This window comes from Streptomyces sp. AK08-02 (genome assembly GCF_033795085.1).
Classification (GTDB): Bacteria; Actinomycetota; Actinomycetes; order Streptomycetales; family Streptomycetaceae; genus Streptomyces; species Streptomyces echiniscabiei.
On record NZ_JARAZV010000024.1, the window covers coordinates 37,397 to 61,029 of the forward strand.

Genomic DNA, 23,633 nt, shown 5'->3' on the forward strand with positions numbered 1-23,633 from the left:
GGAGAGACGAGTCGGCGCAGGAGTCGGTTGTAAAGGAATGGCAAAGTCGTTGGGGTGGGGGGAAGAGGGGGTAACTCCGTTGCGGAATACGGCTGTTCAGTTGCCGGAGTCCCGCAAATCGGTCAGGAACGGGATCAGTGCCGCGTTCACCTCGTTCGGCCGTTCCTGCTGCGTCCAGTGGCCGCAGCCCTCCAGCAGGATCGGAGCCCGCCGCAGGTTCGGCATCAACTCCGGCAGCTGCTCGATGAGTTGCGGCGTGCCCGGAAACGCCGGCACCAGGTCCCGGTCGCCGTACACGTACAGCGCGGGCGGACTGACCACCGCCCCGTGCCAGGCGGACGTCAGCTCCCAGTTGCGGTCGATGTTGCGGTACCAGTTGAGGGCGCCGGTGAAGCTGCCCGCGAAGCTCTCGGTGAGGGAGTCGAGGTCCGCCTCCGTGAGCCAGTCCGGGAGCTTCTCCGGGTCGGGCGTCGTGTCCAGCCATCCCTGGCCGGGCTCGATCAGCGGCTGCTTTCCCGTGCCCGACTCGGGGTTGTCGCCGGAGAAGGCGTACAGCATCCGGCGCAGGGTGGTGCGCGGGTCGCGGGCCAGCTCGGCGTCGACCTCCTCGGAGCGGTTGATGTGGTTCCAGTAGAAACGGCCGCCGAACATCGCGTCCATCACGCCCAGGGGCCGGTGCTCGCCCCGGAACGGCGGCGGCACGCTCAGTCCCGCCACCCCGCGCACGACATCCGGCCGCAGCAGCGCGGTGTGCCAGGCCACCGGCGCGCCCCAGTCGTGGCCGACGACGTACGCCGTCTCCTCGCCGAGCGCCCGGATCAGCCCGACCACGTCGCCGACCAGGTGCAGGATGCTGTACGAGGACACGTCCTCGGGGCGCTCACTCTCGCCGTAGCCGCGCTGGTCGGGGGCGACGGCCCGGAAACCGGCGGCGGCCAGCGGGCCCAACTGGTGGCGCCAGGAGTGCCAGGACTCGGGGAAGCCGTGCAGCAGCACGACGAGCGGCCCCTCGCCCGCCTCCGCGATGTGCAGCCGGACGCCGTTCACCTCCACCATGCGATGCGCGACGACCGGACGGTTCTCGGCCCGCGCCCCGACCTCGACCTCCGCCCCGGTCTCGACCCCTGCGCGATGCTCATCCACTGTGCGGTGCTCATCCATGATGCGAAGAATATGCGTTGCTATCGCAATCGGAAATCCGGGGTTCTGGCCGCGAACAGCTCCGCCTGCCGGTCGCCCGGGAGGTTGCCGAGCCTGACGAGGTGCGGGGCGAACGCGAGGGCGTGCGCGCGGGCCGCCTCCTTCGCCGCCCACACCGCGCGCACCGTGCCCTGCACCCCCTGAGGCGGATACGACGCGATGACCCGGGCCCGCTCCACGGCAGCCGCCAACGACCCACCGGGCGCGCTGACTTCACTCACCAACCCGATCTCGTACGCCCGCGCCGCCGACACCCGCTCCGCCGTCCCCATCAGCGCCATGCGCGCGATCTCCCCGTACGGCATCCGCTGCGCCATGCCCATCGCCTCGTACGCGCTGACCATGCCGTACGTGGTGTGCGGGTCGAAGAAGGTCGCGCTCGGGTCGGCGACGAGGAACTCCGACTCCGCGAGGAGATAGAAGGCGCCGCCGCACGCCATACCGTTCACGGCGGCGATCACCGGCTTCCAGAGATCGTTCGCCTTAGGGCCGATCCTCTCCAGCGGATCGTCCACCATGTAGGGCGAGTCGGGCTGGGGAACGGTCGCGGTCCGGTCGAGGCCGGTACAGAAGGCGCGCGTCCCGGCCCCCGTGAGCACGACGGCCCGTACGGTGTCGTCGAAGCGCAACTCCCGCCAGGTGGACGCCAGTTCGTCGGCGGTGGCGAGGTCGAGGGCGTTGAGCCGCTCGGGCCGGTCGAGGGTGACGACGGCGACCCCGGTCTCCTTGTCGGTCGCGATACCGAGGCTCACGGGCGCTCCAGGATCCACTGCGGAAGCCCGGTCGAGGAGAAGACGACCTGCACCCGCGCGCCGATGCGAATCCGGTCGGGGGCAAGGGAGTCGAGGGGAGCGTCGGGGCCGGTGACCAGGTTGCCGACCAGCCGGATGCGCGGTGCGTCCGCCAGCTCGACGACGATCACGTTGTACGGGGCCAGCTCGGCGTAGTCCGGGAGGAGCGGGGGATGCGGGACGACGTACGACCACACGCGTCCACGTCCGCTGACCTGGCGCCACTCGCTCGCGAAGGACTGGCAGTGCGGGCAGCACGGGCGGGGCGGGAAGCGGGGTTCGTCGCAGTCCGCGCAGGTCTGGACGCGGAGTTCGCCCCGGGCCGCGTGCTCCCAGAAGGGGGCGCCGTCTTCGTCGACTACAGGGGTCAGCATCTCTCAACTCCTCAGCAGAAGGGCGGAGGTGGGCACACCCTCACCGGCGGTGACCAGGCAGGTGGAGGCGCCCGGGACCTGGGCGGTGCTGGTGCCGCGCAGTTGCCGTACGCCCTCGGTGATGAGGTTGAAGCCATGGACGTAGGCCTCGCTGAGACCGCCCCCGCCGGTGTTGATCGGCAGCCGGCCGCCGCTCTCCAGGGCGCCCCCCTCGGTGAAGGCGCCGCCCTCGCCGCGTCCGCAGAAGCCGTAGCCCTCCAGGGAGAGGGGGATGAGCGCGGTGAACGCGTCGTAGATCTGGGCCACATGGACGTCGTCCGGGGTGAAGTCGGCGTGTTTCCAGAGGTGTCGGGCGGCTGTCCAGGCCGGGCCGGTCAGCGGGTCGTCGTTCCAGTAGTTGACCATCCCGTGGTGCTGGGCGGGCAGGCCCTGGGCGGCCGAGTGGATGTAGACGGGGGCCCGGCGGCAGTCGCGCGCCCGCTCCGCCGACACGACGACACAGGCCAACGCCCCGTCCGTCTCCAGGCAGTTGTCGAAGAGGCAGAGTGGCTCGCTGATCCAGCGGGAGGTCATGTACATCTCGCGGGTGAGCGGACGGTCGTACATGATCGCGGCCGGGTTCTGGTTCGCCCGGTTGCGGCAGGCGAGGGCGACGTTGAAGAGGTGGTCGCGGGTCGTGCCGTACTCGTGCATGTGGCGGCGCGTGAGCATCGCGATCTCGTCGGAGGGACGGAGCAGCCCGAAGGGGCGCGTCCACTGCGCGGGGGTGGGGAGTTGGGCGCTGGTGTTCCGCCACGGCCGGGGTCCGGAACCCCGCTTCCGTGACCGCCAGGCGACGCCGACCGTGGCCTGCCCGGTGGCTATCGCGGCGGCGAGATGGGCGACGGTGGCGCAGGAACCGCCGCCGCCGTAGCCGACCTTGGAGAAGAAGGTGAGGTCACCGAGACCGAGCGCCTTGGCGACCTCGACCTCGTCGGTCTCCTCCATCGTGTAGGAGGCGAGGGCGTCGACCTCGGTGGGCGCGATGCCCGCGTCGTCGAGCGCGGCCAGGATCGCCCGGCACGCCAACGTCCGCTCGTCCGCAGGGAGTTGTTTGGCGAAGGGAGTCTGTCCGATGCCGGCTATGGCGGTGGCGTCCTTGATTCCGGCGATGCCGGTGACGCCCCTGACCCCGGCCGTAACTGGTGCGACCACTGCCATGACTGCACACCTCCGCACGCGTGCCCGGCTGCTGACAGGGCGTCAGGTTACAGCTAATCTGACGGTCAGTCAGCTCTTGTGCGGTGAGGTGTTGTGGGGAGGCTCGCGGTGCGCGGTGACGTGGAGTGGGGCAGCATTCCGAGGCTGGTCCGGGCGGCGGCGGAGCGATACGGCGACACCGAGGCGGTCGTGGACGGCCGTACCCGCGTCTCGTACACGGAGTTGGGCGCGCGGGTGGAGCGTGCGGCGGCGGCCTGCGTCGCGAGCGGGGTGGCGGCCGGGGACCGGGTGGCCATCTGGGCGCCCAACTCCCTCGACTGGATGGTGTCCGCGCTGGGCGCGGTCTCGGCGGGCGCGGTGCTCGTACCGCTGAACACGCGCTTCAAGGGCTCGGAGGCGGCGTACGTACTGGCGCGCAGCCGGGCGAGGTCGCTGTTCGTGACGGGAACGTTCCTGGGCACGTCGTACGTGGCCTCCCTGCGGAGGGCGGCGGGGCAGGGGGACGGCGAGGGACCGCTCCCGGGGCTCCCGGAGCTGAGGGACGTGGTGGTGCTGGGAGAGGACGCGCCGGCCGAGTTCCGTACCTGGAAGGACTTCCTGGCGGCCGGGGACGGCGTGGACGCGGCGGTGGTCCGGGCGCGGGCCGACGCGGTGGAGGGCTCCGACCCCTCGGACATCGTCTTCACCTCCGGTACGACGGGCCGGCCGAAGGGGGCCGTGATCACGCACGCGCAGTCGCTGCGCGCGTACGAGATCTGGAGCGAGTTGGCGGGACTGCGGGAGGGGGACCGCTATCTCGTCGTGAACCCCTTCTTCCACACGTTCGGCTACAAGGCCGGGGTGTTGGCGTGCCTGATGCGCGGCGCGACCGTCATCCCGCAGCCGGTGTTCAACGTCGACACGGTGCTGGCGAACGTGGCGGCGGAGCGGGTGTCGGTCCTGCCCGGCCCGCCGACGCTGCTGCAGTCCGTCCTGGACCACCCGTCCCGGGACGCGTACGACCTGTCGACGCTGCGGCTGGTGGTGACGGGGGCGGCGGTGGTCCCGTTGCGGCTGGTGGAACGGTTGCGCACGGAACTGGGCGTGGCCACCGTCCTGACGGCGTACGGCCTGTCCGAGGCGAGCGGCATCGTCACGATGTGCCGCCGGGGCGACGCGTCACCGGTGATCGCGTCGACCTCGGGGCAGGCGATCCCGGGGACGGAGGTCCGGGTCGAGGCGCCGGTGGGTGAGCCCGGCGAGGTGCTGGTGCGCGGCTTCAACGTCATGCGCGGGTACTTCGAGGACGCGGAGAGCACGGCCCAAGTCATCACGGGGGACGGCTGGTTGAGGACAGGAGACGTCGGCGTACTGGACGCCGACGGCAACCTGCGGATCACCGACCGCCTCAAGGACATGTTCATCGTCGGCGGCTTCAACGCCTACCCGGCGGAGATCGAGCAGCAACTCGGACTCCACCCGGACGTGGCCGACGTGGCGGTGATCGGCGTACCGGACGCACGACTGGGCGAGGTCGGAAAGGCGTACGTGGTGCGGCGCCCGGGGGTGAGCCTGACGGGCGACGACCTGATCGCCTGGGCTCGCCGGGAGATGGCCAACTACAAGGTGCCGAGGGCGGTGGAGTTCGTGGGCGGCCTGCCCCGGAACGCGGGCGGGAAGGTGGTCAAGGGGGAGTTGCGGGCGGGGGGTTGAGGGTGTCCCAGGTCATCGGACGTCGACGTAGTCGGTGACCCGGGGGCTGTGCAGGCATGAGAAGGCGACCAACAGTAACGACATCACCCAGCTCATCCGGCTGATCGCTCCCGAGGCCGTCTATGGCCGCGGCACAAACGTGCTCGTCAACAACGCCGGAACCTGGCAGATGCTCCACGAACGCCTCAGCCCATGACCAGGCGATAGCACCGATCCACAGGAATTGACGATTGCTCCTCCTCACAGCCGAGCCCGGTGACTGTGAGGTTGTCGCCGGGGGCTGAGGCGTCGGCCGGGGGCAGGGCGGTGTCGTAGATGTGGATGTCGCTGATCCGGGCGTTTGCGTACTGGCCGTAGGAGCCCTGGGCGAGGCTTCTTCCGATCTGGAGGCCGCCGGTGGCGCTCCATGGCGTTGCGGTAAAGGGTTTGGCCGCGGACAGCTTGCCGTCGACGTAGAGGCTGAGGCGGGCGGCGCCTGCGTCGTAGACACCGACGAGGTGGGTCCAGTGGCCGAGAGTCGCCTTGGTGCCGTAGGCGGCGGTGAAGGCGGATGTAGTGGTGTCCTCGTTGTGGCGGCCGAAGGCCCAGACCTGGTCGCCCGAGGAGTAGTAGAGCTGGAGACCGTTGGCGGCGCCGACGGCGGGGGCGTCGGACTGGGAGATGACGGTGGAGTTGATGCTGAGGGAGTTCAGCTTCACCCAGGCGGAGACCGTGAAGCTCCCGGACGTGTCGACCGCCGGCCCGCTGGTGTCCGCGTAGCCGGTGGCTCCGGCGAGGTTGAGGGTGCTGCCCCGGGTGGCGTCGGTGGACCAACTGCTCGCGCCGTGCAGCGCGGCCGGGAGATTGCCGGTCGGATCTGCTGCGGTGGTGCCGGTGCCGTCGGAGAGGTTCCACGAGTGGGTGGCGGTGTTGGTGACGGTCCCGAGCGAGACGGGGGCGGACACGAATTTCGCAGTCGTACCGTCTGGGGCGTCGCCGACGTATTCGGTCAGCTGTCCGCTGGTGTCCACGGTGTACAGGTCGGGGTTGCCGTCGGCGCCGCCGGCGGCGCTGTTGACGTCCCCGGGCGAGGCGATACCGGGGTAGGTGTGGGCGGGCAGCAAAGGCGCGAGGTTGGTCTGGGCGTTTGCGGCAGGCAGGGCGCCGGCGCTGCCTGCGTTCCAGTTCTGTCCGGCGGATCCGCATGTCCACAGGATCTGCTGGGTGCCCGGAGTGGTGCTGGCGGAGGGATCGGCGAGGCAGAGGCCGGAGTTGGTGTTGACGAGCCGACCATTGGTGCCGGTCGACCACTTCTCGGGGGCGGATCCGTCGCAGGTGTCGATGACTGCCTGTGTGCCGGTGGTCGTGCCGCCTCCCTCTGCCGAGAGGCATTTGCCGAGCACCCTCACGGTGCTGTCGCTGCGCAGGGTGAATTCCTGTTCGGCATGGCCGTTGCAGTTCCAGAGGATCATGGTGGTGCCGTCGGTGACGCTGGCGGACGGGTCAGCCAGGCAGAGCGATCCGCCGCCGGTGGCCGTCAGTGACGATGTCAGCGTGGTGCGCGTCGGGGGGTGCAGCAGCGGGGGCAGGCAGGTGGCTGGGTCCACCTTGATCGAGTAGGTGTACAGCGTGCCGGAGTTGTTGTCGCGGGCCCACAGAGTCGGGGTTCCGCCGTTGACCGTGCAATTCACGTTCTGATCGGGTGTGCCGGAGCCGCCGGTGGTTCCGGCACCGATCAGAGTCATCCCCGACCAGTCGCCGTCGCCGAGCAGGATCGGGTCGGTGAGATGTTTGCCGTTGTCGGCCTGGTAGATCCACAGCTTGCCGTTCTCCGCGGTGATGACGGCGGGGTGGCCCTGCCGGTTCCCGTAGACGTTGCCGGGTGCGACGAGTTGCGTGATGTTCCAGGGCGTGGCCGGGTTGTATCCGGCGCCCGCGCAGCGGCTGTCAGGAACGGTCGGCTGGCACGGGTCCTTGGTCACCGTGTCGCCGGCGCGCTTGCCGATGAAGCCGGGGAATGCGGACCAGGGAGTGAGTTGGGCGGCGGTGTCGTTCTTGGGATCGAGGTCGTTCGGGACGACGTACAACTGGGACGTCCTACGGTTGTAGGCGAACAGGTCGTCGACGTCCGCGCCGTGCAAATTGCCTCGGTGAGCGACGAGGTAGTTGTTCCAGTCGGTTCCGTCGGGCGAGTCGGCAGAGGTGGAGACGATCACCGGACTGGTGATGGCAGCCGGGGTTGTACCGCTTGTCGGACCGGTCTGAGCGGGCTCAACAGGCTGGGCCGCGTCGGTGTTGCCTGGCATCAGTTCGAGATCGCCGGTGCTGGTGGTGGCCAGCAGATCCGGCGTGCCGTCGCCGGTGATGTCTCCCGGCTGGATCTCCGTGGTGGGGTTCCAGGGAGCTGCGAAGGTGTAGGCGGCCGGAGTCTGGGAGAGGTTGCCGGCCTTGTCCTGGGCGGCGACGTACAGGGTGTGCACGCCCCAGTTCATGACCGGGACGCTGAGGGTGCCGGTGGCCACGCCTTGGCTGTCCGTGCTCGTGATGGGCACTGGTTTGCCGGTGGTGGCTGTGGGCTGGCTGTCCAACTGCCACCGGAGCTGGTCGACGCCGCTGGACAGGCAGGGGTTCGGACTGCATGTGTCGTCCGGGGTGCCGTCGCTCGCGGTGACCGTGAAGGCAGCCCTCGTGTTGGGTCCCGCATGGTCCTGTGCGGGACCGCTGCCGACGGGCGGGAAGGTGGAGTTGGTGGCGATGTCGGGGGTGTCTGGCGGAGTGAAGTCGGTCTTGAACCAGCAGGAAGGGCTGGCGGCGGACACCAGATGGGCTGTCGAGTTGTCCATGGCGTAGACGTGCCAGCCGTATTCGTGCCCGTCCTTGAGCGTGAATCCGATGGGCGTGTCGGCGTCTGTGCCGGATGCGAGGTTGCCGCTGTCATGGTTGGACATGGTGACGGCATTGCCGGAGCTGTCCAGGACGGTGCGATCCCATATGTGGTAGTAAGCGTCCACCAGTTCACCCGAGACGTTGGCCGTGACCTTGGAGTGAAGGTGGACGTTGCTTCCGGCCGAGCCGGAGGTGGTAGCCCCGATCCAGCCGTCGCCGCTGGTGACGCAGTCGCCGTCGGCTCCTGTGGCCGGCGGAGTGGTTTTGCGGTCGGTGGGTACGTCGGGCGGGATGTCGAAGGTCGTGGTCAGTTTGAGGGCGCTGGACATCCGCAGGTAGTTCTCGTTGCTGCTGGAGATCGCCTCGTCTCCGTACAGGCCGATGAACCAGGTGGTGCTGCCCTGGTCGGCGAACTTCTGGGCCTGTTCGGAGACTGTGAAGTCCGCCGTGGCCGACCCGAGCAGCAATCAGACCCCGAACGGCGCGAAGCAGATCATCTACGACTGCGGCCACAGCGGTCAGGTCTACACCGCCCCCACCACCGGAACCTCGGTCCTCGCCGGCACCCGCCAGACCCTCACCTATGACACCGAGGGCCGCACCGCCACCGTCAACACACCCGACGGCACCCACACCAACACCAGCAAGTACCTCTACGACGCCGCCGGCAACCTGCTGGAGCAGACCAGCGGCGTCGACGGCACCGACAAGACACGCGTCCTCTATCTCTTCGGCGGCACCGAACAGATCACCCTGAACGTCTCGGCCAAGACCTGGACCGGCCTGCGCTACTACCACGGCCCGGACGGCACCACCATCACTCGCTCCAGCAGCGGAACCGTCACCTACCAGGTCGCCAACGCCCAGGGCACCGCCACCACCGCCATAGACGCCGGCACCATGGCGGTCACCCGCCGCTCGTACGACCCTTACGGCAACTCCCGGGGCGCCAAACCGACTTCATGGGTCTCCCCGGACGAGAACCACGGCTACCTGGGCCAACCCACCGACGCCACCTCGGGCCTCGGCCTTCTGGGTGCCCGGAACTATGACCCCGCCCAGGGCCGCTTCCTTACCGTCGACCCGTTCTTCGAGGCCGGCGACCCGAACCAGATGGGCGGCTATACGTACGCCGGAGACAACCCGGCAAGCGGCAGCGACCCCACCGGGACCATGTTGCCCGACATGAACGGAGGGGGCAGCGGAGGGTCGTCGACTCCGTCCTCTTCGAGGGGGGCGGCCACCGACACCTCCAGCGGTAACAGCAGCGCTTCGCCCGCGCCGTCAACCACCCCCACGCCTCCTATGGGCAGTGCGCCTGCCTCGACCCAGACCCCCACGCCCAGCCTCGGTGAAGTCCCCTGCCAGCCTGCCGACTTCGGCACGAACCGGTGTGAGAACTACGGCAACGGCAAGGTCATGATGGCCATTGTGGCGGTCGGCGTGGCGGGGGTCGCGGCTAGTGGGATCAGTCTGTGCGTCGAAACCGGCATCGTGGAGTGCGCTTCCAGCGTCGTTCTCGGGGCTGCGGACGCGGACGCTGGGGGGAGTCTGCTCCTCGGCAGCCGCATCATCGGGCTAGGCCTAGGAGCAGCCAGCGCAACCGAGGAATACGCCGACGAGTTGGCCGCCGAGGCCGGGGCGGCCGCGAAGGCCGATCAGGATGCCGCAGCCGCCAGGGCTGCTGCGGCCAAGGATTCTGACCCGGAGGATCTGGCCAAACGGGCCAACGCCGCCGTGTCTGAACCGGACAAGCCGTCATCCGCAACTTCCAGCGGCGGCGCGAAGTCCCCCAGCCGCTGCAGTTTCTCCCCTGACACCCCTGTCCTGATGGACAACGGCAGAACCAAACCGATCGGCAAGATCAAGACCGGCGACAAGGTCGAGGCCGCCAACCCGAAGACGGGCAAGCATCAGGGCGTCCGCACCGTCCAGCACGTGTGGATCAACCACGACCACGACCTGCTCGACCTCACCATCCGCACCGAGGACGGCCACACGGCCACCCTCCACACGACCGCCAAGCATCCGTTCTGGGACGACACCAAGCATGCCTGGGTCGCGGCTGGCAAACTCCATGCTGGCGAGGCACTCAATACCGCCAGCGACGGCCACGCCTTCGTCGTCGCTACCCGGCTCACACCTGGTACGGCAAACCGCTGGAACCTCACTGTTCAACAACTGCATACGTACTATGTTGTGGCGGGTGGCTTCCCGATCTCGGTTCACAACAGCAGTACGTGCGATGTGACGGGGGAGTACCTCTATCGCGGACTCCCAAAGGGAGCACGAGAGGAGCACCCCAAATATCAGGATGCCCTTCAGGGTCGTGCCGTGCCGAAGGGGGGTCATTCTGATCCGGAGCTCCATGCAGGAGGAAATATTCAAAGCGAGTTCACTTCGTGGACTCATGATTATGAGGACGTTGCTCTCGATGCGGCCGAAGAATTTGGCGTAGAGCATGGACTTGTGCTCAGGATTCCACGGTCGAGCATCCCTGATGGCGTGGACTTCCAAATCCACGATACGGATCTTGAGACCTACGAGGAGATGGAGCACGCGCTGCTTGGCACAATAGAGGGTGCTGAGATCAGCATAGGAAGAGGGCCGTGGACCCGCCCGGGTGGGTAGGTCCAGCACGTGGAGTCTTCCTGCTGGGGTCGGGGCCAAGCGCCCTGGCTCCAGCAAGGGTGCGACCTGGAGGTAAGTACCGTGGAGCGGATGCGACTGGTTGATCTGCTGGCAGACGACAGAGAAGTCTTCCGGTTGTGTAGGTCTGCTTTGGCTAGCGGCGCTGTATTCAAAGTCTGGGACGAGTCAACATCGACTCGACAGCTTACGTCTATCTATTCGCGTCGAATGCGAAATATTGCTCGAACTGGACAGCCATCGATCGGACTCGCTGAAGCAGTAGCCGACCTAGAGGCTTGCCAGGAGTTGGAGCTTGCTATCGGATACGTGGATAATCGCCCTCTTGGTGGATACTATTTCCAGCTATTCTTGACACCTGCCTTCGAAAAGGTGATCGCGTGTCTGGGAGTTCGACCATCGGCCGATGATAGTGACGCTGATATATCCGTCTGAATCGGTTGTGTCAGCCTTCCGATTCCCTTCATCCGACAACGGCGGGCGGCGGAGCGAAGCACTCCAACGGACCTCAGCGGACGGGCATTTACGCGCCGACCTGCAAAATCCCAGGTAGGGATCGGCCCGCTTTCACACGCACTATGCTGTGGCGGGCGACGTCCCGATCTTGGTCCACAACACCAAAACGGGGTGTCCTACTTCATATGCCCTGTCGCTGAAAACGGGGGCGCCGAAGGGCAGCGGCGCGAACCAGGCGTATCAGGTTCGAGTGGTTGGTTCGACGGAATACCATGCCACGGGTGGAGGTACGCAGGTCTGGGCGGATGGCCTTGACGTCAATACCTCTGAGCTCTTGGACGCTAAGTACGTTGGCAACGCTGGGTGTAGCCCGTTCGTGCCGGGCGGAAAGGTCCCTGACTTCATCCAGGCGAAAATTGACAGCAAGATAAATGATGAGTTCTCACGATATGCAGCGGTGATCAACGACCCCGGAAATCCGCTCGTGGGGCTTCGGGTCATCACCAATGAGACCGGTGCCGTACCATACTTCACGGATCTCATGCAGCAGCACGGCATCCCCGGCTCCATTGTCGTGGATCCGTAGGAAAGGGGCAGGTCAGTGACGTATCTGGCCATCTTCGAAGATGAGAGTCGTGGCGTTCGACGGACGGACCTGCTCGCGGCATTGGAACGAGACTGGCCTTCCGCTGTGATTCGAGAGCGGCAGGGATCGCAGGAGTCAAGGGACGTCGTTTGGACTGTTTCGGAGGGTGGCCAGGAACTTGAGGGCTACTCTCACGTGGACGGAACTTGCATTTACCTTGACTCGCCTCTCGAACTGGCGGCAAGTTTTGCGCTCTGGTTCAGGGGCCTCGTGCCGACGGATGTTGAGCTGTTCTTCTGCGACGACAGTTACAGCTTCAGTGGAACTATTGAGCCGGGCATGAGTCTGAGGGACGTAGTAGCGATTGCCGCTGATGAATGATCTCACTCAAAAGGGTGCGACCGTTTCCGTAGGTTCCGCTGACCCTGGGTAAAAGCGAGCGGCCCCACCGGAGTTTTTCCGGTGGGGCTGCTGCGGTGTTTGACGGCAGTAAGACTTTGTCCCGTAACTGGTCAGGGTGACCAACAGCCCATGGCATCGGGGTCGGCTCAGATTTCGCGGTGTCCCAGTCACATGGCTGATCGCCGAACGGTTTCCCGCCACTCGGCCATTACATCGTGGGACTCATCCATGGCGGGATCGCGACTTCCGCCGGGTGCGTAGGCAGGGGACCGGTCGGTGCGGAGCGGCACATGGGCGCAGTACCAGGCCCGCTTGGCGCCTGCCTGCTCCGCCTCCGTGCCGGTCCGTAGATAGTCGAGCAGTGCGGTCATGACTCGGCGCCGCCCGAAGGCGTAGACCGCTGGTTCGACGAACCAGCGACAGAAGCTGGGGTCCGGGTCGTAGACGGCAGCGGCCAGCAATGGGGCGAAGAACTCTTCGGGCAGGTGGGTGCGTTCGAGCAGTGGCTTGCGCACCGCATGGGCCAGGTGCCGTGCGCGGCGTGCTTCCGGCACGTCGGCCGCGTTCCCAAGATCCATCAGCCGCGCCACCTCGGTGGCGCATGACAGGAAGGAGCGTGCAGTTGGCTTCTTGTGCTCTTCGTCGGCCATGGCGGCATTCTGGACCGGCTCAGGCCGAGAAGGTACGGGGTGTTGGTTGCCCTTCTCCGAGTGAAACGATCATGTTGTGGCTGGTGTGATCACGGCGTCGGTGCCGTCCTGGATAGAGTCCTTCACCGGGCTGAGCTCGCGCTGCTTCGGGAAGTTGGTTGCCTCGGTGCGACGCGAGCAAGCCTCGGATCAGCAGCGCGGCCGGCCCTGGAGCCTGCCGCTGGAGGACCGTGTCCTGCTGGTGACGGCGTACTGGCGCACGAACTTGACGATGCGACAGCTCGCCCTGTTGTTCGGGATCTCCAAGTCGGCCGCTGACCGGATCATCGACCACATTGGTCCGATGCTGGCGCTCCAGCAGCGGAAGCAGTTCCGCAAGGACACCGTGCTCATCGTCGACGGCACCCTCGTGCCCACCCGCGACCACTCGGTGGCCGAGCAGTCGAAAAACTACCGCTATTCCACTGACCACCAGGTCGTCATCGACGCTGACACCCGGCGGGTCGTCGTGGTCGGTCGGCCCTTGCCGGGAAACCGGCACGACTCCCGCGGCTGGGAGGAGTCCGGGGCCAAGGCTGCCGTCGGCACCACAACGACTATCGCCGACGGCGGCTACCAGGGCACCGGTCTGATCATTCCGCACCGCCGCCGTAAGGGCCAGGAACTCCCGGCCTGGAAGGAGAAGCACAACCGCTCCCACAAACAGGTCCGCGCCCGCGTCGAGCACACTTTCGCCCGGATGAAGGGCTGGAAGATCCTCCGTGACTGCCGCCTCAAAGGCGACGGTGTGCACCACGCCATGCTCGGCATCGCCCGACTGCACAACCTCACCTTCGGCGGGTAGCCGAGCAGCCCGCATGCCGACCACCCACGCCTGGGTTGCGACAAAGATCGTTTACGGGGCAGCCCTTAGCTGACGCAACGTCAGCGGACGGGAGCTGCATAAAGCGGCGGGTCGTCGCCGGCGTCGGGCTCGGCGGCGGTGCCGGTGAGGTTGCCGAGCGTGTGGCCGAGGAGGTCGATGGCCTGGCGCTGGCGCTGGCGCTGGCGCTGGAGTCGGAGGCGAGCGTGTTGCGTACACCGTTGCGGTCGCCCCGGTGTGGGCGTGTTCGAACAGCTCTTTGATGACGACGAGTTCGGCGCCGCTCTCCAGGAGAAGCGTCGCCGTCGGGTCGCGTAGGTCGTGGAACCGGATAGGCCGCAGGTGCATCTCGCGCTCTAGGGCGTTGAAGTGCCCGGTGGGAGCGGCGGGCTCGATCGGGTGCCCGTCGGGCCGCGAGAAGATGTGCCCGTTTGGTTTGCCACTCACCGCATGTCTGGTATCACGTGATACCTTCTCTTCTATGGCCAAGACGCAGATCAACATCCGCATGGACGACGACACCGCCGAGATGGCCCGGCAGGCGGCGGAGACCAGGCGTATACCGGTCAATGAGTACGTCGAGCAGCTCATTCGGAACGACAACGAGCATGTGCGTGCCGTGTTCATGGAGGCTGCCCAGGAAGTGCTGGATGAGTACGGCGATCTCCTTGACGAGATCGAGGGGGAGCAGGGGGAGTCCCGTACGTGAATGTCAATGTCGACCTCGCATGGATTCTGCAGGTCGCGCAGCGCGCAGGTCAGGGTGACCCGGCCGTCGACGACTACGGCGTCCCCCTCGCGGCCGTCGAGCGGCAGCGGGCGGTGCTCGTCGGGCACGAGGTCTACCAGGGGCCGTACGCCAAGGCTGCGGCACTCGCGCACACCCTCGGCCGTATGCGCTGGCTGGAGCGGTCGAATCTCAAAGTGGCCGTCGCGGCTGCCCACGCGTACCTGGTCGCTTCCGGGGTTCCGTCGAAGCTCGATCAGCACCGGGTTTCCGCACTCGCGAACGAGCTGAAGCGGGAGAGTTGCACGGTCCGCAGTGTTGCCGAGTTGCTCAAGTCCTGGGCCGTGTGAAGGTGGGGTTCGCCGTGGACCGTACGTTCTCCGGCGCCCTCTCCAGATCGGTGAGCGGCACGCGCTTGACGAAGACCGGGGTTCCGTCGATCTCCAGAAGCGCGGACTTCCCGCCGATACCGGAGCCCAACGGCACCGCTGCGTCGCGGAGTTCGGACAGTGCGCGGTCGCTGTGCAGGGCCAGCAGGGCGCTGGAGACGGCACCGTGAGTGGTCAGGCGCGCGGCGCGCGACATGTCTCTCTGGCGCCCGGCCTGGAAAGCGTCGATGGGGTCTCCGTAGGGGGAGTTCGTCGAAGGAACTGCCTCACACCGGGAGAGTCGTGACCGGAACGGTGGCGCCGAGCGCGGAGCTTTGCAACGCGGTGATGCGTTCGATGACGAGCGCCAGCAGCACGGCAGCCGCGAGCATGAGCGCCTCTGTCACCACGAGGACGGCCATCGACCCCGGGGCCGTCTGGCCCGCCGTCGCCAGGACCAGCGCGTGGGTGATCCAGGCGCCCCACCACAGGTTGACCCGTGCGGTGTCTCGCTTCTGCTCCCACGACGCGGAGCTCGCGCGCCCGATGTCGAGGACGAGCCGGCGAGGGACAAAGAGGTTGGCCACCGGTACGAACCACGCGCCGATCGTCCAGCCCCGACTCGGGACCGAGGCCTGAGGAGACAGCTCCTGGGCGTTGCGCCGGGATCGGACGAGCCATGCGAGGAACAGCACGATCGCGGCAGTCATCAGGTAGAGGAAGACCATGGAGACGACGCCTGACCTGTGCAGGGACGCATCCGAGGGGTGCAAGTGCTGATCCCGGACCGCGACCGCCCGGAACACGTCCACCACGGCGGTCGCCGCTGTCGCCGCCTGCGCGGAGCGCGCCAGGAGCCAGGGAGCTTTGCGGGCGGTACTTGTCATCGTCCGGGGCCTGTCTCGGAGGCGTGTGCACCCGCAGCGGACGCCGGGGCGGAGCGATCATAAGGTCGGCTCGCCGCGCGCGCATACGGCAGAAGGCGAGGCGTGCGGTCCGTAGCGCGTCCGAGTTACTCAAGTCCCGTGCTGCGTAAGGGTTTTGGCGAGCCGGCGCTGACGGTCGGGGGCGGCTGCCGCCCCGCCGCCCCGCCGCCCCGGCGTGGTCAGCGCGGCCCGTCTCGGATCACGGGCCGGTCATGACCACCAGGGGTCGGTGAGTCGGGGCGCGGGCCGGCTCTGCCGGGCACCCTCGCGGTGCGGTGGGGCGTGGAGGTCGAGGCCGCCGAGCGGGCCGAGGCCGAGGTTCGGCTCTCCGCGTGACGTTGCGCGTGTCCGCCGTGGCGTCACACGTCGTTCCCGGTGAGAGCCAGACGGGCGCCGAGGCCGACCATCACGGTCGCGGAGACCGCGCCGATCGCGGACAGGCGGCGGGGCGACCCGCGGAACCAGTTGCGCGCCGTCCCGGCGAGGAGTCCCCAGGCCGAGTCCGAGACCAGGGCGACAGCGGCGCAGACGACGCCGAGGAGCAGGAGTTGCAGTGTCACGTGCCCTGCCGAGCGGTCGACGAACTGGGGCAGTACGGCCGAGAAGATCAGGAAGCCCTTCGGGTTGCTCACTCCGACGACGAATCCCTGCCGGGCGACGAGCCACAGGTTCGAGGGCGGCTGCCGTCGCGCGTCCGTGACGGCCAGCTCGCCGCGATGCCGCCACGTCTGGACGCCGAGGTGGACCAGATACAGCGCGCCCGCGAACTTCAGCACCGAGAAGACCACGATCGACCGCGACACCACGGCTCCCAGCCCGAAGGCCACCAACACGGCCTGGACCAGCACCCCGCCGTTGTTGCCCACCGCCGTGGCCGGCGCCGCCCGACGCCCGAGCGCCACCCCGCGCCCGACCACGAACACCACGCTCGGCCCCGGAACGGCGATCAGTACGGCGACCACGGAGAGGAAAGCCCAGAAGTGCCCGATGCCCAACATGCCGTCAGGCCAGGAGCGCGGGCCGGCGGCGGCAATCCCGCGCGGGTCGGGTGACTGTTCGGGACCGACTGGTCGGGACGGTGTCGTGCGAGGTGGCTGGCGACCGGCCGAGCGCGGAAAGAGGCGGAATGGTGATTGGTATGGCAACGAAGAAGTACACCGTGACGCTGCCGGAGGAGCTCGCCGAGGAGATCCGGAGCGAGGTCGGACCCGGCGAGTTCAGTGCCTATGTCACGCGGGCCATAGAGCGTCAGCGGGAGCAGGACCGGCTGGGGGAGCTGGTGGCGTGGATGCAGGAGGAGGGCGGGCCGCTCACGGAGGAGGAGCTGGCGGCGGCGGAGGCCGAGCTGCGCGAGGCGGGACAGCACTTCGCCGAACCCCGGGCCGCTGCTGGCGACGATTTTCCTCTGGCTGGTTGAAGTGGTGATCGACACTCTGGTGCTGGACAGCGAAGGCCTGTCGCGAGCGGCGCTACGTGAGCGCACGATGACGGCTCTGTTGACGGCCGCCCAAAGCAAGGGCATCCATGTGGTGACCAGCTCGATGACGTTGGTCGAGGCGTTTCACGGCCAGGTACGGCGCCCGGCCTGGGCATGGGCGATGTCCCGCGTCGTCGTGGAGCCGGTGACACGCGAGGTCGCCGACGCGGCGGTGACGCTGCTGGAGGAAACAGGGCTGCACGGCCACAAGTACGGGATCGATGCCGCGCTGGCGATTATCGCGAAGCGCCAGTTGGGGAACGTGGCGCTCTACACGTCCGACGTGGACGACATGAAGAAGCTGTGCGGGGGACGGGTTTCGATCAGGGCGGTGTGAGCGCCCCGCAAACACCACGACCGCGGCGGCTCCCCCTCCGCGCCGCCGCGGTCGTTCCCCCTGTGCCCCCGTGTGCAGATGTACGTCTGTGGAAGCCGGAGCCGGTGGCTCAGGCCGGCTCGTCCGTCGCGTGGACGTCGTTCGGCTTGGCGGTGACCGGCTCGGTCGTGGCGTGGACGTCGCCCAGGATCGTCGCCGTGGCCTTGGTCTTCTTGGCCGGTTCGGTCGTCGCGTGGACGTCGCCCAGGGTGGTGGCGGTGGCCGGTTCGCTCGTCGCGTGTACGTCGGTCGGCTTGACTGTGTCGCTCATCTTTGCTGTCTCCCCTGAATGGTGACCGGTGGAAATGGGGCCCACCCCGCGACTCCCCCGTGGACTGCGAGGTGGGCCCTGGGCCGGTTCACCATAAGAGGTCCGGCCCCCTGTCGTTCCGCCTGCCCCCCGACGCGACGGCTCGACAGGGACGAGCCTGCCGGACCGCGATAAACGAACGATGAACGCCGCTCGACTCCCGCCGAGCCCGGGCAACCCTCAGCAGGTCGTGCGCGTCGCCCGCGCCAGCAACTCCCGCACCGCGTCCGCCTCGGGCGCCCCCAGCGACTCGAAGATGCCGAGCGCGTCCTGCCAGCACACCTGGGCGCGGTCCAGCTGGCCTATGCCGTGCAGGGCGCGGCCGAGGACCGTGAGGACGTTGCCGCGCCGCCACTCGCCGCCGATGCCGCGCAGCACCGTCAGCGCCTGCTCGGCGTTGGCCGCCGCGCGGGCCGAGCGGGCCGCCGCGAGATCGACCTCGGCGAGACGGAACAGGGTCATGCCCTCCCACAGGCGCTGTCGGCTGTCCCGGAACACCCGTAGCGCTTCGTCGAGATGGTCGGCGGCCTCCGTCAACTGGCCGCTCTGGGTGAGCGCCAGGCCGAGCGCGTAGCGGCCGTTGGCCCCTCGTACGGTGTGGCCCATCGCGTCGTACATCGCCGTGCCCTGCTTGGCGAGGGCGACCGCGCTGTCGGTGCGGCCCGTGGCGAGGTGGATGCGGGACAGGTTGCACAGGGCGCTCGCCTCACCGGGGTGGTCGGCGAAGGCGCGGTAGCTCTCGATGGCCCGGGTGAAGTGGGCCTCGCCCGCGTCGTGCCGGCTCTGGTAGAGGGCGACGACTCCGCTGATGTTGGACGACCAGCAGGCGGTGTACTGGTCGTCGGCCGCGAGCGCCAACTCCGTTGCCCGTTCGGACTCCTGGACGGCCGCGTCGAAGAGGCTGCCGGAGACGTGGTGCACGAAGGCCAGGGTGGTGAGGGCCCGGGCCTCGGTGCGTCGGCAGCCCGCGGACCGTGCCGCGTCCCGCACGATCGCCGCGACCGCCTCGTACTCCTTGGAGTCGGTGCCGGACTCGGCGAGTTCCACCGCCACCCAGAGCACGTCGGCGGCCCGGCGCAGCATGTTCGGGCGCGTGGCGGACTGCCGGACGCAGGCCAGTACGCACACCGCCTCCGCGTGCACCCAGTCCTGCGCGGCGTGGCTGTCGGCGAACGTCAGCCCCGGATACTCCGCGTGCTCCAGGTGGTCGACGAGCCGGTCCTCGGGGCGCTGCACGCGGTAGGTCGCGGCGACCGTCGCGAGGTAGAAGTCGAGCAGTCGGGACATCGCCGACTCCCGTTCGCCGGGCGGGTGTTCGTCCCGCTCGGCGCAGGAACGCGCGTAGAGTCGTACGAGGTCGTGGTAGCGGTAGCGGCCCGGCGCCGCCGACTCCAGCAGCGAGGTGTCCACCAGGGACTCCAGGACCTCCTCGGCCTCGTCGACCGGCAGGCCCAGTACGGCCGCCGCCGCCGCGAGCGAGATGTCGGGGCCGTCCGCCAGGCCCAACAGGCGGAAGGCGCGCGCCTGTTGGCCGTCCAGGGCGCCGTAGCCGAGCTCGAAGGTCGCCTTCACGGCGAGGTCTCCGGCCTGGAGTTCGTCGAGGCGACGGCGTTCGTCGCCCAGTTTCTCGGCGAGGACGGACACCGTCCACGTTCTGCGCGCCGCCAGCCGGGACGCCGCGATCCTGATGGCCAGCGGCAGGAAACCGCAGGCCGCCACCACGTCCAGGGCCGCCTTGCGCTCCGCGGCGACCCGCTCAGTGCCCACGATCTTCGTGAACAGCTGGAGGGCCTCCTCGGGGGACATGACGTCCAGGTCGACGAGATGGGCGCCGGCCAGGTCCACCATCCGTACCCGGGAGGTGACCAGGGCCGCGCAGCCCTCCATGCCCGGCAGCAGCGGACGTACCTGGGCGGCGTCGCGGGCGTTGTCCAGCAGGACCAGGACCCGGCGGCCGTCCAGCACCGAGCGGTACAGGGCCGCGCGTTCCTCCAGCGAGTCGGGGATCGCCGACTCGGCCGTGCCGAGGGCGCGCAGAAAGGCCCCGAGGACCGTCTCCGGCTCGGCGGCCTGCGTACCGGCGCCCTGGAGGTCGACGTACAACTGCCCGTCGGGGAAGGCGGAACGGGTCTGGTGGGCGACATGGACGGCGAGGGTCGTCTTGCCCACGCCGCCGATACCGGCCAGGGCGGACACGGCCATCACCCGGCCCTGTTCCGACGACGCCGACGACGCGGACGACAGGACCTTGCTCAGCTCGGAGACGAAGGCGGCGCGGCCCGTGAAGTCCGGGACGGTGGCCGGGAGCTGAGCGGGTCGGACGAGCGCCGGGGCGGGTTCGGGAGCGAGCGGGGCGGAGGGCTCGGCGAGCCCGGGGTCCGCCTGGAGGATGCGCTGCTGCAACTCCTTGAGGCCGGGCCGGGGATCGACGCCGAGTTCGTCGGCGAGGAGGCGGCGCGTGTCCGCGTAGACCGCCAGGGCCTCGGCCTGTCTGCCGCTGCGGTACAGCGCCAGCATCAGCAGCTCACGCAGCCGCTCACGGAGCGGATGCTCGGCCGTGAGGGCGGTCAACTCGCTGACCGACTCGGCGTGGCAGCCCTGTTCGAGATCCATGTCGAGGCGGGATTCGAGGAGTTGGAGGAGCCACTCCTCCAACCGGGCCCGCTGGGCGTCCGCGTACGGACCCGGAACGCCTGCCAGCGGCTTGCCGTCCCACAGGTCCAGCGCCCGGTTGAGGACCTCTCGGGCATGGCGGAGATCCCCCGCGCTCCTGGACTTCTCCGCCTCCGCGGCCAGTTCCTGCGCCACCGTCAGATCCAGCGCGCCCTCGGCGAGGGAACGGATCGCGTACCCGCCCGACTCGCTCACCAGCACCCAGGCGCCCAGTACCTTCCGCAGCCGGGACGCGTACGTCCGTACGGCCGCCAGGGCCTGCGACGGCGGATCCTCGCCCCACAGCGCGTCGATCAGCTCGGCCGCCGTCGCTGTCCGGCCCTCGCGCAGCAACAGCGCGGCAAGCAGCGCCCGTTGCTGCGGGGATCCGGTGGGCAGAGCCACCTCGTCGCGCCAGGCCCGCACCGGCCCGAGCACGCCGAAGCGCAGCGTCGCCGACGAGTCCGCCGTGGAGTCCGTCAGGGATTCCACCGGAATGTCCCTGGGATCCCGCTGTGCCGGCACTCGCGGTACAGCCGGTGTGTCACCCATCACAGCTCCCTGCCGAACTTCAAGACCAGGACGTCAGTTTGCCTTGTCTCCGGCCTGTGCGTCAGCCGTCGAGACAGCGATCACAGGCCGGTGCACGAGCCGTTACAGGGTTCTCACCCGGTCTTCGCACAGGGTTGCACGGAAAGGGACGCGTGACCGCGTAGCTGACGGTTCGTCAGATCAGCGCTACCGTGCCTGTTGTGGAGACGTGCGTGGATGCGCGCGTGGAGACAGGCGTGCGGACGACCGTGGAGGCGACTGTGGAGAGCACGGAGACGGCGAGCACCTTCCCGAAGATCATCTCGGTGGACGACCACACGGTGGAGCCCCCCGATGTCTGGCAGGACCGGCTGCCGAAGAAGTACCTGGACATCGGCCCCCGCGTGGTCCGCGCGCCCCTCAAGGAGATGTCCTTCCTCGGTGGCCGGTTCAAGCCCGTCATGGGTGAACCCGGCGACGACGGCCCGATCGGCGACTGGTGGATCTACGAGAACCTGCAGCGCCCCCTCACCCGCCTCGACACCGCCGTCGGCTACGACCGGGACGAGATCAAACTCGAAGTCATCACCTACGAGCAGATGCGCCCCGGTTCCTACGACGTCCCGCACCGACTGGCCGACATGGACATCAACCACGTCCAGTCCGCCGTCTGTTTCCCGACCTTCCCGCGCTTCTGCGGCCAGACCTTCACCGAGGCCAAGGACCACGAGCTCGGACTGCTCGGCGTGCGCGCGTACAACGACTGGATGGTGGAGGAGTGGTGCGGGCCGCAGGCCCAGGGGCGCCTCATCCCCCTCACCCTCATCCCGCTCTGGGACGCGGAGTTGGCCGCCGCCGAGGTCCGGCGCAACGCCGCCCGGGGCGTCCGCGCGGTCGCCTTCTCGGAGATCCCGCCACACCTCGGGCTGCCCTCGGTCCACGGTGACGACTGGGACCCGTTCCTCGCCGCCTGCGCCGAGACGGGGACGGTCATCGCGATGCACATCGGCTCGTCGAGCCGGATGCCGTCCACCTCCGCCGACGCGCCGCCCGCCGTCGGATCCACCATCACCTTCGCCAACTGCTGCTTCTCGATGGTCGACTGGCTGATGAGCGGCAAGTTCGAACGCTTCCCCCAGCTGAAGATCATGTACGCGGAGGGCCAGATCGGCTGGATCCCCTACATCCTGGAGCGCGCGGACGTGGTCTGGGAGGAGAACCGGGGCTGGGGCGGAGTCGCCGACAAGGTCCACCGGCCGCCGTCCGAACTGTTCGCCGAGCACGTCTACGGCTGCTTCTTCGACGACGCCTTCGGGCTGAGGAACCTCGACTCGATCGGCGTCGGTAACGTCCTCTACGAGACCGACTACCCCCACTCCGACTCCACTTGGCCCGGCTCGCGCGAGGTCGGCGAGAGGCAGATGGGGCACCTGGACCCGGGGGTCGTGGAGCGGATCGTACGAGGAAACGCGATCGACCTGCTGGGGCTCACCCCGGACGGGCTGTGGCGTCCGGGGAGTGCGGCGTAGCGGGAGAAACGGCTTAGAACCCAACGAGTCGCTGGTCATCCGGTACCGTGAACTTCCTTGGGGGGCCAAGTGGTCGGACTGTGAAGGCGTGCTGCCGATCGCCGCTGTCCCCCTAGCGACCGCAGCGTCCGCCGCGACCGCAGCACAGGGAAAACGGGGGCCGTCCGTTGCCGTACACCGCCGAGATCAGCCGGACCAACCCGGGGTGCTTCATCTTCCTCGTGGACCAGTCCGCCTCCATGAGCGATCCGATGGCGAGCGGTGAGACGACACAGCCGCGAGCCGAGGTCGTGTCCAACGCCATCAACCGGCTGCTGACGGAACTGTCGGTCAAGTGCGCCAAGGAGGAAGGCGTACGCGACTACTTCCACGTCGCCGTGATCGGCTACGGCCATCAGCACGTCGGCTCCGCCTACCAGGGCGTCCTCGCCGGCCGCGACCTCGTTCCGCTGGGCGAGGTCGCCAACAACCCGGCGCGGGTGGAGAGTCGTACCAAGAAGGTGCCGGACGGCGCCGGCGGACTGGTCGAGACGTCCGTGCAGTTCCCGGTGTGGATGGACCCGGTGACCAACGGCGGCACCCCGATGACGCGTGCCCTCGACTACGCGGACAAACTCGTCTCCAACTGGGTCGACGCGCACCCCAGCGGCTTCCCGCCCATCGTCCTCAACCTCACCGACGGGGAGTCCACCGACGGCGACCCGACCAGCGCCGCCATCGGTCTGGCCTCGCACGCCACCGCCGACGGCCCGGTCCTCCTCTTCAACCTGCATGTCTCCGGCAGCGGCGGCGCCCCCATCACCTTCCCGGACAACGAGGAGCAACTGCCGGACACATACGCCAAGTTGCTGTTCCAGATGTCCAGCGTGCTGCCCAGCCACATGCGTTCGTACGCCGCCTCGCAGGGCCACCACGTCAGCGAGTCGACCCGGGGCTTCGTCTACAACGCCGACATCGTGTCCATCGTGGAGTTCCTCGACATCGGCACCCGTGCGACGGAGCTGCGCTGA

General features: G+C 68.4%; 22 protein-coding genes and 1 pseudogene. 11 read left to right on the plus strand and 12 right to left on the minus strand.

The window, feature by feature from the left end:
- Nucleotides 1-96 precede the first annotated feature (96 nt).
- The 4 genes from PV734_RS39265 to PV734_RS39280 all read right to left on the minus strand — a co-directional run bounded on the left by PV734_RS39265 (nt 97) and on the right by PV734_RS39280 (nt 3,565).
- A complete protein-coding gene (locus PV734_RS39265) occupies nt 97-1,056 on the minus strand; it encodes an alpha/beta hydrolase (RefSeq protein ID WP_319294280.1) in 960 nt (319 codons plus the stop codon).
- Nucleotides 1,057-1,181: 125 nt separating this feature from the next.
- The gene (locus PV734_RS39270; RefSeq protein ID WP_319095348.1) at nt 1,182-1,952 is read right to left on the minus strand and encodes an enoyl-CoA hydratase/isomerase family protein; all 771 of its coding nucleotides are present in this window, start codon (nt 1,950-1,952) and stop codon (nt 1,182-1,184) included.
- Nucleotides 1,949-2,365, minus strand: a complete 417-nt coding sequence (locus PV734_RS39275) for an OB-fold domain-containing protein (RefSeq protein ID WP_319095347.1) — start codon at nt 2,363-2,365, stop codon at nt 1,949-1,951. The genes PV734_RS39270 and PV734_RS39275 overlap by 4 nt, the downstream gene beginning before the upstream one ends.
- Nucleotides 2,366-2,368: 3 nt before the next feature.
- Nucleotides 2,369-3,565, minus strand: coding sequence for a lipid-transfer protein (locus PV734_RS39280; protein WP_319294196.1), 1,197 nt, complete (start codon nt 3,563-3,565; stop codon nt 2,369-2,371).
- Between the two features lie 108 nt (nt 3,566-3,673).
- Between PV734_RS39280 and PV734_RS39285 the strand changes: the two genes are divergently transcribed.
- Nucleotides 3,674-5,257: a FadD3 family acyl-CoA ligase gene (locus PV734_RS39285; RefSeq protein ID WP_319294198.1), complete on the plus strand. Its 1,584-nt coding sequence runs from the start codon at nt 3,674-3,676 to the stop codon at nt 5,255-5,257.
- 185 nt (nt 5,258-5,442) lie between these two features.
- On the opposite strand, the gene PV734_RS39290 is transcribed toward PV734_RS39285, so the two are convergent.
- The gene (locus PV734_RS39290; RefSeq protein WP_319294200.1) at nt 5,443-8,589 is read right to left on the minus strand and encodes a LamG-like jellyroll fold domain-containing protein; all 3,147 of its coding nucleotides are present in this window, start codon (nt 8,587-8,589) and stop codon (nt 5,443-5,445) included.
- Here PV734_RS39290 and PV734_RS39295 point away from each other — a divergent pair.
- The 3 genes from PV734_RS39295 to PV734_RS39305 all read left to right on the plus strand — a co-directional run bounded on the left by PV734_RS39295 (nt 8,570) and on the right by PV734_RS39305 (nt 12,194).
- Complete coding sequence (locus PV734_RS39295; protein ID WP_319294202.1) at nt 8,570-10,753, plus strand: polymorphic toxin-type HINT domain-containing protein; 2,184 nt, start codon at nt 8,570-8,572, stop codon at nt 10,751-10,753. The two genes, PV734_RS39290 and PV734_RS39295, sit on opposite strands and share 20 nt — an antisense overlap.
- A 601-nt stretch (nt 10,754-11,354) precedes the next feature.
- On the plus strand, nt 11,355-11,813 hold the full coding sequence (locus PV734_RS39300) for a restriction endonuclease fold toxin-2 domain-containing protein (protein ID WP_319294204.1): 459 nt from the start codon (nt 11,355-11,357) through the stop codon (nt 11,811-11,813).
- Between the two features lie 15 nt (nt 11,814-11,828).
- Nucleotides 11,829-12,194, plus strand: coding sequence for a hypothetical protein (locus PV734_RS39305; protein ID WP_319294206.1), 366 nt, complete (start codon nt 11,829-11,831; stop codon nt 12,192-12,194).
- Between the two features lie 188 nt (nt 12,195-12,382).
- Here PV734_RS39305 and PV734_RS39310 read toward each other — a convergent pair whose 3' ends face one another.
- Complete coding sequence (locus PV734_RS39310; protein ID WP_319294208.1) at nt 12,383-12,865, minus strand: hypothetical protein; 483 nt, start codon at nt 12,863-12,865, stop codon at nt 12,383-12,385.
- A 76-nt stretch (nt 12,866-12,941) separates the two neighbouring features.
- On the opposite strand from PV734_RS39310, the gene PV734_RS39315 reads away from it, so the two are divergent.
- Nucleotides 12,942-13,709 (plus strand): transposase, encoded by a 768-nt coding sequence (locus PV734_RS39315; protein WP_319294210.1) that lies wholly within the window; start codon nt 12,942-12,944, stop codon nt 13,707-13,709.
- A 51-nt stretch (nt 13,710-13,760) separates the two neighbouring features.
- Here the strand turns inward: PV734_RS39315 and PV734_RS39320 are convergent, their stop codons facing one another.
- Nucleotides 13,761-14,318, minus strand: a complete 558-nt coding sequence (locus PV734_RS39320; RefSeq protein ID WP_319294212.1) for a tyrosine-type recombinase/integrase — start codon at nt 14,316-14,318, stop codon at nt 13,761-13,763.
- On the opposite strand from PV734_RS39320, the gene PV734_RS39325 reads away from it, so the two are divergent.
- A complete protein-coding gene (locus PV734_RS39325; RefSeq protein ID WP_319294214.1) occupies nt 14,209-14,436 on the plus strand; it encodes a hypothetical protein in 228 nt (75 codons plus the stop codon). The genes PV734_RS39320 and PV734_RS39325 overlap by 110 nt on opposite strands.
- Nucleotides 14,433-14,804 (plus strand): fic family toxin-antitoxin system, toxin component, encoded by a 372-nt coding sequence (locus PV734_RS39330; protein ID WP_319294216.1) that lies wholly within the window; start codon nt 14,433-14,435, stop codon nt 14,802-14,804. The genes PV734_RS39325 and PV734_RS39330 overlap by 4 nt, the downstream gene beginning before the upstream one ends.
- Nucleotides 14,805-14,811: 7 nt before the next feature.
- Here PV734_RS39330 and PV734_RS39335 read toward each other — a convergent pair.
- The 3 genes and pseudogenes from PV734_RS39335 to PV734_RS39345 all read right to left on the minus strand — a co-directional run.
- Nucleotides 14,812-15,039, minus strand: a pseudogene (locus PV734_RS39335) (protein kinase family protein); the annotation flags it as partial.
- Between the two features lie 70 nt (nt 15,040-15,109).
- Nucleotides 15,110-15,709, minus strand: coding sequence for a DUF4328 domain-containing protein (locus PV734_RS39340; protein ID WP_319294218.1), 600 nt, complete (start codon nt 15,707-15,709; stop codon nt 15,110-15,112).
- A 398-nt stretch (nt 15,710-16,107) separates the two neighbouring features.
- On the minus strand, nt 16,108-16,746 hold the full coding sequence (locus PV734_RS39345) for a LysE family translocator (RefSeq protein ID WP_319294220.1): 639 nt from the start codon (nt 16,744-16,746) through the stop codon (nt 16,108-16,110).
- Between the two features lie 140 nt (nt 16,747-16,886).
- Between PV734_RS39345 and PV734_RS39350 the strand changes: the two genes are divergently transcribed.
- Both PV734_RS39350 and PV734_RS39355 read left to right on the plus strand, forming a co-directional pair.
- Nucleotides 16,887-17,165 (plus strand): hypothetical protein, encoded by a 279-nt coding sequence (locus tag PV734_RS39350; RefSeq protein WP_319095341.1) that lies wholly within the window; start codon nt 16,887-16,889, stop codon nt 17,163-17,165.
- A gap of 4 nt (nt 17,166-17,169) precedes the next feature.
- Entirely contained in the window at nt 17,170-17,562 is a 393-nt protein-coding gene (locus PV734_RS39355) for a hypothetical protein (protein WP_319294222.1), read from the plus strand.
- A gap of 109 nt (nt 17,563-17,671) precedes the next feature.
- Here the strand turns inward: PV734_RS39355 and PV734_RS39360 are convergent, their stop codons facing one another.
- Entirely contained in the window at nt 17,672-17,872 is a 201-nt protein-coding gene (locus PV734_RS39360) for a hypothetical protein (RefSeq protein ID WP_319095339.1), read from the minus strand.
- 219 nt (nt 17,873-18,091) lie between these two features.
- Nucleotides 18,092-21,115, minus strand: a complete 3,024-nt coding sequence (locus PV734_RS39365; RefSeq protein WP_415924339.1) for a BTAD domain-containing putative transcriptional regulator — start codon at nt 21,113-21,115, stop codon at nt 18,092-18,094.
- Nucleotides 21,116-21,351: 236 nt separating this feature from the next.
- Between PV734_RS39365 and PV734_RS39370 the strand changes: the two genes are divergently transcribed.
- Together PV734_RS39370 and PV734_RS39375 are read left to right on the plus strand one after the other, a co-directional pair.
- On the plus strand, nt 21,352-22,623 hold the full coding sequence (locus tag PV734_RS39370; protein ID WP_415924340.1) for an amidohydrolase family protein: 1,272 nt from the start codon (nt 21,352-21,354) through the stop codon (nt 22,621-22,623).
- Between the two features lie 167 nt (nt 22,624-22,790).
- Nucleotides 22,791-23,633 (plus strand): VWA domain-containing protein, encoded by an 843-nt coding sequence (locus tag PV734_RS39375; protein ID WP_319095337.1) that lies wholly within the window; start codon nt 22,791-22,793, stop codon nt 23,631-23,633.

What these genes read in the sequence shown, in the direction of transcription:
- PV734_RS39265 (WP_319294280.1), bottom strand. Translation starts at nt 1,056, where the DNA reads ATGGTGGAGGTGAACGGCGTCCGGCTGCACATCGCGGAGGCGGGCGAG.
- PV734_RS39275 (WP_319095347.1), bottom strand. Translation starts at nt 2,365, where the DNA reads ATGCTGACCCCTGTAGTCGACGAAGACGGCGCCCCCTTCTGGGAGCAC.
- PV734_RS39280 (WP_319294196.1), bottom strand. Translation starts at nt 3,565, where the DNA reads ATGGCAGTGGTCGCACCAGTTACGGCCGGGGTCAGGGGCGTCACCGGC.
- PV734_RS39310 (WP_319294208.1), bottom strand. Translation starts at nt 12,865, where the DNA reads ATGGCCGACGAAGAGCACAAGAAGCCAACTGCACGCTCCTTCCTGTCA.
- PV734_RS39325 (WP_319294214.1), top strand. Translation starts at nt 14,209, where the DNA reads ATGGCCAAGACGCAGATCAACATCCGCATGGACGACGACACCGCCGAG.
- PV734_RS39320 (WP_319294212.1), bottom strand. Translation starts at nt 14,318, where the DNA reads ATGAGCTGCTCGACGTACTCATTGACCGGTATACGCCTGGTCTCCGCC.
- PV734_RS39340 (WP_319294218.1), bottom strand. Translation starts at nt 15,709, where the DNA reads ATGACAAGTACCGCCCGCAAAGCTCCCTGGCTCCTGGCGCGCTCCGCG.
- PV734_RS39345 (WP_319294220.1), bottom strand. Translation starts at nt 16,746, where the DNA reads ATGTTGGGCATCGGGCACTTCTGGGCTTTCCTCTCCGTGGTCGCCGTA.
- PV734_RS39350 (WP_319095341.1), top strand. Translation starts at nt 16,887, where the DNA reads ATGGCAACGAAGAAGTACACCGTGACGCTGCCGGAGGAGCTCGCCGAG.
- PV734_RS39360 (WP_319095339.1), bottom strand. Translation starts at nt 17,872, where the DNA reads ATGAGCGACACAGTCAAGCCGACCGACGTACACGCGACGAGCGAACCG.
- PV734_RS39365 (WP_415924339.1), bottom strand. Translation starts at nt 21,115, where the DNA reads ATGGGTGACACACCGGCTGTACCGCGAGTGCCGGCACAGCGGGATCCC.